Origin of the sequence: Deinococcus piscis (assembly GCF_014653275.1) — a bacterium.
GTDB classification, from domain to species: Bacteria; Deinococcota; Deinococci; order Deinococcales; family Deinococcaceae; genus Deinococcus; species Deinococcus piscis.
On record NZ_BNAL01000060.1, the window covers coordinates 1 to 7174 of the forward strand.

At 59.7% G+C, this 7174-nt stretch carries 10 protein-coding genes; 7 read left to right on the forward strand and 3 right to left on the reverse strand.

Annotated features, from left to right (window positions below; translation table 11 throughout):
- Window positions 1-257 precede the first annotated feature (257 nt).
- Window positions 258-908, reverse strand: a complete 651-nt coding sequence (locus IE158_RS13005; protein WP_013615894.1) for a DsbA family protein — start codon at window positions 906-908, stop codon at window positions 258-260.
- A gap of 47 nt (window positions 909-955) precedes the next feature.
- Here IE158_RS13005 and IE158_RS13010 point away from each other — a divergent pair, with 47 nt between their 5' ends.
- From IE158_RS13010 to IE158_RS13040, 7 genes are all read left to right on the forward strand, one after another.
- On the forward strand, window positions 956-3142 hold the full coding sequence (locus IE158_RS13010) for a heavy metal translocating P-type ATPase (RefSeq protein WP_013615895.1): 2187 nt from the start codon (window positions 956-958) through the stop codon (window positions 3140-3142).
- Between the two features lies 1 nt (window position 3143).
- Entirely contained in the window at window positions 3144-3743 is a 600-nt protein-coding gene (locus IE158_RS13015; protein WP_013615896.1) for a methyltransferase family protein, read from the forward strand.
- Between the two features lie 15 nt (window positions 3744-3758).
- Window positions 3759-4025: a glutaredoxin family protein gene (locus IE158_RS13020; RefSeq protein WP_013615897.1), complete on the forward strand. Its 267-nt coding sequence runs from the start codon at window positions 3759-3761 to the stop codon at window positions 4023-4025.
- A complete protein-coding gene (locus IE158_RS13025) occupies window positions 4018-4923 on the forward strand; it encodes a cation diffusion facilitator family transporter (protein ID WP_013615898.1) in 906 nt (301 codons plus the stop codon). The genes IE158_RS13020 and IE158_RS13025 overlap by 8 nt, the downstream gene beginning before the upstream one ends.
- Window positions 4920-5588, forward strand: a complete 669-nt coding sequence (locus IE158_RS13030; RefSeq protein ID WP_013615899.1) for an SCO family protein — start codon at window positions 4920-4922, stop codon at window positions 5586-5588. Before IE158_RS13025 ends, IE158_RS13030 begins: the two co-directional genes overlap by 4 nt.
- Window positions 5585-5986: an ArsR/SmtB family transcription factor gene (locus tag IE158_RS13035; RefSeq protein ID WP_013615900.1), complete on the forward strand. Its 402-nt coding sequence runs from the start codon at window positions 5585-5587 to the stop codon at window positions 5984-5986. Before IE158_RS13030 ends, IE158_RS13035 begins: the two co-directional genes overlap by 4 nt.
- A gap of 154 nt (window positions 5987-6140) precedes the next feature.
- The gene (locus IE158_RS13040; protein ID WP_229839129.1) at window positions 6141-6404 is read left to right on the forward strand and encodes a hypothetical protein; all 264 of its coding nucleotides are present in this window, start codon (window positions 6141-6143) and stop codon (window positions 6402-6404) included.
- 1 nt (window position 6405) lies between these two features.
- On the opposite strand, the gene IE158_RS13045 is transcribed toward IE158_RS13040, so the two are convergent.
- Both IE158_RS13045 and IE158_RS13050 read right to left on the reverse strand, forming a co-directional pair.
- A complete protein-coding gene (locus IE158_RS13045; RefSeq protein ID WP_189644143.1) occupies window positions 6406-6738 on the reverse strand; it encodes a YnfA family protein in 333 nt (110 codons plus the stop codon).
- A gap of 65 nt (window positions 6739-6803) precedes the next feature.
- Window positions 6804-7049 (reverse strand): DUF2171 domain-containing protein, encoded by a 246-nt coding sequence (locus IE158_RS13050; RefSeq protein ID WP_013615903.1) that lies wholly within the window; start codon window positions 7047-7049, stop codon window positions 6804-6806.
- Between the last annotated feature and the right edge of the window lie 125 nt (window positions 7050-7174).

Consider the following 7174-nt stretch of genomic DNA (forward strand, 5'->3'; position numbering starts at 1 on the left):
AAGATTACGAAGCACTGCCAGAAACCTCAGAAAACCTCGTCTACGAGGTCATGATTCGCTTGATGGTAAGACGACTGGCCAAAGATATGCCCTGAAGAGTTTTCAGACACACTTTAGGGAAAACCCGATTTTGCGCCATCTGTGATGAGTAATTTATGAGTCGCCAAGAATCGTGCGAAAACGACCATTTTTGAAAGACATCAGGGGTTCTTTCGCCCTTATGTCGCTATACGCCTGGACATGAAATGGATTCCTGATTACTCGTTCAGCCCTTCCTGAATAGCATTTTCCAGCGCTTCCAGGCTCAGTTCTGGGAGGGGTTTACCGTTTACGAAGAAGGTAGGTGTTCCGGTCACGCCGACGGCCTCCCCGTCCTTGCGGTCACGGGCCAACAGGTCACGCACCGCAGCGGATTCCATCGTGGCCTGGGCTTTGCTGCGGTCTAGGCCCATGTCCTCGGCGTAGTCCAGGAATTTATCAGTCTGTGCAGTCTGCTGCTCGCCCCATTCGCGTTGTTTCTGGAACAGGTAATCACGCATCCGCCAGCGTTTGTCAGCACTGTCCTGCGCGGCAGCTTCAATTAGTCCTGCGGCCAGCGTGGAGTTACTGTGCAGCGGGAAGTAGCGGGCTACCAGTCGCACTTCGCCGTTGTACTTCTGCATCACGTCCATGAGGGCAGGTTCGACAGCGGCGCAGGATTCACACTCCGGGTCAAAGAATTCCACGATGGTGACTTTAGCGTCAGCAGGCCCCAGGAAAGGGCTGTCAGGCCGAATCAGTTGCTCGGTAGAAATGGCGGCGCTGCTTTGTGGCTTGGGCCGTTTGGCAAGGTTGAACATCAGCAGGCCAGCGATAACAGCCAGGGCCAGGGTCAGAATGAGCAACGCTCGGTTGTTTTGACGGTTCATTACTTGCAGAGCTTAACACATGAGAAGTTATTCAGGTATAGTGAGGCATGCGAGTACACGGCACCCAGCTCACTTATTTCGTGGACGGAATGGACTGCGCCTCCTGTGTGGCAAAAGTGGAAAAGATGGTGGGCACGCTTCCCGGTACGGGCGAGGTCAAAACCAGTTTCAGCAAGCAGACGCTCGCCCTGACGCTGGATGAAGCGCAAACGCCCCGCAGCACGCTGGAAAACAACTTGCGGTCACTGGGCTACGCGCCTTCGCTGGTTTCCGGTGGAGTTGCGCCTGCAGCCCATGCCGACCATGAAGGCCATGACCACGCCGAACACGGTCACGACGCGCACGGGCACAGCCACGACAACCCGGCAGACCGGGGCAAGCCCTGGTATCAGACAGGGCAGGGCAAGCTGGTGGTCAGCTCAGGGATTTTGCTGGCGCTGGCGTGGTTGTTCAGCTTCATCGAGCCGCAGTTCGCCAGGTGGGGTTACATCGCCGCCACCATCATCGGTGTGTGGCCGCTGGCGAAGAAGGCTCTGGCAAGTATGCGGTTCGGGGATTACTTCAGCATCAATCTGCTGGTGAGCCTCGCGGCGATTGGTGCAGTGGCGATTGGACAGGCGGCAGAAGGTGCAGTCGTCGTGTTCTTCTTCGCGGTGGGCGAACTGCTAGAGGGCATCGCAGCGGGCCGGGCGCGGGCGGGGATTCAGTCGCTGGCGGCCCTGGCTCCCAAGACCGCTTTGCTGCTGGAAAACGGTGCAGTGCGCGAAGTCCCTGCCGACTCGCTGCAAGTCGGTCAGACCGTGCAGGTCAACCCCGGGGCGCGGGTTCCTGCTGACGGCACCATCCTGACCGGGCGCTCCAGTCTGGACGACAGCCCGGTGACGGGCGAAAGCGTGCCCGTCGGCAAGGGGGAAGGCGACAATGTCTACGCAGGCAGCATCAACACCGACAACGTGCTGACCATCCGCGTGGACAAGGATGCTGACGACAACACTATCGCCCGGATTATCCATATGGTGGAAGAAGCTGAGGGCAGCAAAGCCCCCACCGCCCGCTTTATTGACCGCTTTAGCCGCTATTACACGCCCGGCGTGGTGGCCGTATCGGCGTTGACGGCCCTTGTTCCACCCCTTTTACTGGGCCAGGAATGGTATCCCTGGCTGTACAAAGGCATTGCCCTGCTGCTCATCGGCTGCCCCTGTGCGCTGGTGCTCAGCGTGCCTGCCGCTATTACCAGTGGCATCAGTGCGGGCACCCGGCGCGGCCTGCTGATTAAGGGAGGCGCGGCGCTGGAAAGTATTGGCACAGTCAAGACCATTGCTTTTGACAAGACCGGAACGCTGACGGCTGGCAAGCCTAAAGTGACCAATGTGGTGGGTGACAGAGCTACTGTTCTGCGCCTGGCCGCTGCTGTCGAGTCGGGCAGCAGCCACCCCCTCGCCAAAGCCATCAACGACGCCGCCAAAGCCGAGAATATTGCTGTACCCGCTGCTTCGGAAGCCCGCGCCCTGCAAGGGAAAGGCGTGGAAGCACGGGTGGAAGGCCGCCTGCTCTCGGTCAGTTCGCCCAAGTACGCTGCCGAACACACGACGTTCAGTGCGGAAGCTCAGGACACCATCACTCGCTTTGAAAGCGACGGTAAAACGGCGGTAGTGCTGCACGACGCCGCGCAGGTCATCGGCATTGTCGCCATCCGCGACGAACCCCGCGAGGATGCCAAAGCGGCCCTGGCTCAGATTCGCAACCTGGGAATTCAGACGGTGATGCTCACCGGGGACAACCAGCGTACCGGGAAAGCCATTGCCAGCGGTCTGGGTCTGGACGTGCAGGCCGAACTGATGCCCGAAGACAAGCTGAAGCTGATTGACCAGTACAAAGCCAATGGCGGGGTGGCGATGGTGGGCGACGGCATCAACGACGCTCCTGCCCTGGCCCGCTCGGACGTGGGGATTGCGATGGGTGGCGGCACCGACGTGGCGCTGGAAACCGCCGACGCCGCCTTGCTGCGGGAAAAAGTGCAGGGGGTGGCCGAGCTGGTGGGCCTGTCCCGCGATACAATGGCGAACATCAAGCAGAACATCGCCTTCGCGCTGGGCCTGAAAGCCATTTTCCTGGTGACGACTCTGCTGGGCTACACCAACCTGTGGATGGCGATTCTGGCCGACACGGGCGCAACCGCCATCGTCACCGCCAACGCTCTGAGATTGCTGCGCTGGAAAGGAAGGAGTGCCTGATATGAACAGCGCTTCCCTCATGCTCCTGGCTTACATGCTGCTGTACTTCGCGGTGGCGTTCGTTTGGCGCAGCTTGCAACTGTGGCGTACCACGGGCGTGAACCCGATGGTGCTCCCCTTTGATGACTCGGCACACGGGTACGTGGGGCGGGCCATGAGGTTCGTGCTGCTCGGCGTGCTGGGCGTGGTGCTGCTGTTTACCTTCACGCCGCACCTGTTGGCCTGGCTGGGGCCAATCGTTCCCCTTATTCGCACTGAACTGCGTCTGCTGGGCTGGGGGCTGCTGCTGGCTTCACTGGTGTGGATCGCGGTGGCGCAGGGGGCAATGGGCGCGTCCTGGCGGATCGGCATTGACCGCAACAACAGAACCGAACTGATCCAGCGTGGCCCGTTTGCTCTGTCCCGCAATCCTATTTTTCTGGGCATGCGTGTGAACCTGCTGGGTCTGTTCCTGGTGCTGCCCAACGCCGCAACCCTGGCTGTATTCATTGCCGGGGAGGTCTTGATGCAGGTGCAGGTTCGGTTGGAAGAAGCGCACCTGGGAAGCCTGCACGGCGCACAGTACGACACTTACCGCCAGCAGGTGCGCCGCTGGCTTTAACGACTGGAGAACCAAATGAAGAATCTGGAAGTCACCCTCTACACTGTTCCTGACTGCGCCGACTGCGAGGCCATCAAACGTTTGCTGAAGCGCGAGAACGTGCCGTTCACCGAGAAGAACGTGCGCGGCGATCCTGAAGCCCTGGCGGAAATGCAACTCAGAGCGGACGGCGTGCGCATCGCCCCAGTCACCATGATCGGTCAGCAGGCGTTCTACGGGCGTTTCGATGAGCAGCGGCCACAGATTCTGGCGGCACTGGCTGAGGCTCAAAATCATGGCTGAAGGTCACAGTCACAGTGGGGGCCACAGTCACGGCAAGGACGCCAACGCCCGTCAACTCACGATTGCGCTGGCCCTCACTGGAACTTTTCTGGTGGTGGAAGTCGTGTACGGCATCCTGTCCGGCAGTCTGGCGCTGCTCTCGGACGCTGGACACATGCTGACCGACGTGGCCGCCCTGGCCCTGTCCCTCTTCGCCATCAGGATGGGTCAGCGGGCCGCAGATAAACGCCGCACGTTCGGGTATCGCCGCACCGAGATTCTGGCGGCGGCCCTGAACGCTGGGGCGCTGTTTGCTATCGGGTTTTACATCCTCTTTGAAGCGTACAAACGCCTGACCGAACCCGTGGCCGTGCAGACCACTTCCATGCTGATTGTGGCGACCCTGGGCCTCATCGTGAACATCATCAGCGCCCGCGTGCTGGTGGGCGGCAGCGAAGGCAGCCTGAACATCAAATCGGCGTATCTGGAAGTGATGGGCGACCTGCTTGGCTCGGTGGCGGTCATCATCGGGGCTATTCTGATTCGCTTGACGGGCCTTACCTGGATTGACCCGGTGCTGGGCGCACTGATCGGCCTGTGGGTGCTACCCCGCACCTGGATACTGCTCAAGGCCAGCGTGAATGTGCTGCTGGAAGGCGTGCCAGACGGTCTGGATTTGGATAGCCTCCGCGCCGAACTCGCGGCCCTGCCAGACGTGCAGGAAGTCCATGACCTGCACGTCTGGAGCGTCACCAGCGGGGAGAATAACCTGACCGTTCACCTCGTAAGTGCTGACCCTGGCCCAAACCTGACTGCTGAAGTAAGCGAAATTGCCGAGAAGTACGAGATTGAGCATGTCACCGTGCAGATGGAAGCACCCGGCTTTCACACGGGCAGCCATATGGAGCTTCACCCATGACCCAGAACGATACAACGCCTCCCGTCCCTCCAGAACCAGCCCACCAACCCCGCTCCTGGATAAAGTCCGCGACGCTGGCCCTGTTCGCCGTGTCAGCGGTGCTGGGTGGCACTCTGCTCTATACCAAAGTCAGGAATCCTTTGTCGCTGTACGGCACGGCCTATGCTGCTGGAACGCCCGCGCCCACGCTGGCCGGAACAGGTGAGGACGGTCAGCCACTGGCTCTGAGCGACCTGAAGGGCAAGACAGTGGCGGTATTTTTTGGCTTCCTGCATTGCCCGGATTTCTGCCCGACGACGCTGGCGGCGCTGGAACGGGTGCGGCAGGCTCTGCCGAAAGACAAACAGGCTGACTTCGTGCCGCTGCTGGTTTCCGTTGACCCCAAGCGCGACACGGTGGCAAGTATCAACGAGTACGTCAAATTCTTCAATCCGCAGGCCAAAGGGATGCGAATTCCTGAACCGCAACTGTCCGCAACAGCCAAAGCGTGGGGGGCAGGGTATCAGTACAGTGAGTCGAAAGGGCCGCGTGAATACGAGGTCAGTCACACGACTGGCACCTACCTGGTAGACAAGGCAGGCAAGCTGCGCCTGGTCTGGGATTACACCCAGGTGAATACCAATACCAGGCGGGTGGCGCAGGATGTGCTGGCGGTGATGGAATGAGCCTGCGTGCAACGCCTTACAATGCTCTGGTGACTGCACCGACCACCCAATCTGCCGATGTCTGCGAGGTGGCCTGTGTTCACCCGGAAGCTGTCGTGCTGGCAAAGTCAGCTCTGCCGGATGAACGCTGCGCCACTGAGGCCACCAATTTCCTGAAACTGCTGGGCGACACGACCCGGCTAAAAATCCTGAGCGCACTGCAGACCACCGAGCTGTGTGTCTGCGATCTCGCTTCTGTGGTGGGCATCAGCGAAAGTGCGGTCAGCCATCAGTTGCGCCTGCTGCGGACTGGGCGGCTGGTGGCCTTTCGTAAAGAGGGCCGGGTAGTGTATTACCGCCTGGCCGACGAACACGTCACCACGCTCATTCGCAGCGCCCTGGAACATGCGCGCGAGTGAGCGGCGCTCTGTTTTGTGGTTACTGGCGGCCATTGTCCTGACCGCAGGGCTGGCCTACGCCTGGTGGCAAACCATAGGTCACTGGCAAACCGCCCTGTACTGCATTGGTAGGAAGGGAACCGTCTGGAACGGTCTTTTTGCCGTGCCTGCTGGGATGAAACCCCAGTGTCCGCAGTCCCCGTCCTACCGCCAGGAAGTCAGAGATGGACAAACCCGCGTCGAGCAGTACCGTATACAGGGCTGGCAGCCACGGTCACTCATCGAACCACTGAAACAAGCCGGATTCGCCCAACTGGAGGACGAAATCGAAGGGCCGAACCACTACTCGGTGTTCATGGGCCGCAATGCCCCGGCTGAGCTGTTTTACACCGCTGTAGCGGACGGGCAGGACACGTTGATTACCCTGAGCGGCAAGTAAATCAGACAGTTCTGGGCCAGTAGGCAATCACAGCCGCGCCCAGCAGGGCAAGAAAAGCTCCGACCAGACTGGGAGTATCCGGCGTTCTGCCGTCCACCAGCCAGCCCCAGAGTAGCGACAGCACAATGAAAACACCGCCATACGCTGCGTACACCTGACCGAAATCCAGAATCTGCGGCTGCAAGGTCAGCAAAATGCCGTACAGCACCAGAATCAGTGCACCCAGCACGCCCAGCCAGATGCTTTTTCCCTCGCGTAGCCACAACCACACCAGATAACCGCCGCCGATTTCTGCGAGACCAGCCAGCAGGAACAGCAACACGGACTTCAGCATCAGTCTGACCATAGCAGCAAAAAAGGCACCCGTTCTGGATGCCTTCTTCGTTTCTGGCAATTATTTTACTTGCGGTGTTCAGGATGCGGGTCTTCACTGAGCATCTGCTGCTTCACTTCTTCATGCTTCAATTTCAGGTGGACATGCTGGTCAACATGGTCAACTGTGCTCAGGGGGAGCCAGTGATGCTGTCCATGAGCGTCCTTGGTAATCTTGATGTACTCGCCGTCGAGGTGGTCAACTTTACCGTGTTCGTTGCCGTCGGCGCAGAGGATGGGCATATCTGCCTTGATCTGGTCTCCCATGGTCATATGGTGCCTCCTGTGTCCTGAGCGTAACTGCGGCCATTGCCTATCCCGGTAGTGGCTGTAAAGACGTGATTTACTAACAGGATGCCGGAGTGTCCAGCCTGTCAAAGTGAACGTACTGTCAAAAA

Excerpts from the sequence above, each read along its gene's own strand:
- IE158_RS13005 (WP_013615894.1), bottom strand. The coding sequence starts at position 908 with ATGAACCGTCAAAACAACCGAGCGTTGCTCATTCTGACCCTGGCCCTG.
- IE158_RS13045 (WP_189644143.1), bottom strand. The coding sequence starts at position 6,738 with ATGCTGAAGTCCGTGTTGCTGTTCCTGCTGGCTGGTCTCGCAGAAATC.
- IE158_RS13050 (WP_013615903.1), bottom strand. The coding sequence starts at position 7,049 with ATGACCATGGGAGACCAGATCAAGGCAGATATGCCCATCCTCTGCGCC.
- IE158_RS13015 (WP_013615896.1), top strand. The coding sequence starts at position 3,144 with ATGAACAGCGCTTCCCTCATGCTCCTGGCTTACATGCTGCTGTACTTC.
- IE158_RS13040 (WP_229839129.1), top strand. The coding sequence starts at position 6,141 with ATGAAACCCCAGTGTCCGCAGTCCCCGTCCTACCGCCAGGAAGTCAGA.
- IE158_RS13030 (WP_013615899.1), top strand. The coding sequence starts at position 4,920 with ATGACCCAGAACGATACAACGCCTCCCGTCCCTCCAGAACCAGCCCAC.
- IE158_RS13010 (WP_013615895.1), top strand. The coding sequence starts at position 956 with ATGCGAGTACACGGCACCCAGCTCACTTATTTCGTGGACGGAATGGAC.
- IE158_RS13020 (WP_013615897.1), top strand. The coding sequence starts at position 3,759 with ATGAAGAATCTGGAAGTCACCCTCTACACTGTTCCTGACTGCGCCGAC.
- IE158_RS13025 (WP_013615898.1), top strand. The coding sequence starts at position 4,018 with ATGGCTGAAGGTCACAGTCACAGTGGGGGCCACAGTCACGGCAAGGAC.
- IE158_RS13035 (WP_013615900.1), top strand. The coding sequence starts at position 5,585 with ATGAGCCTGCGTGCAACGCCTTACAATGCTCTGGTGACTGCACCGACC.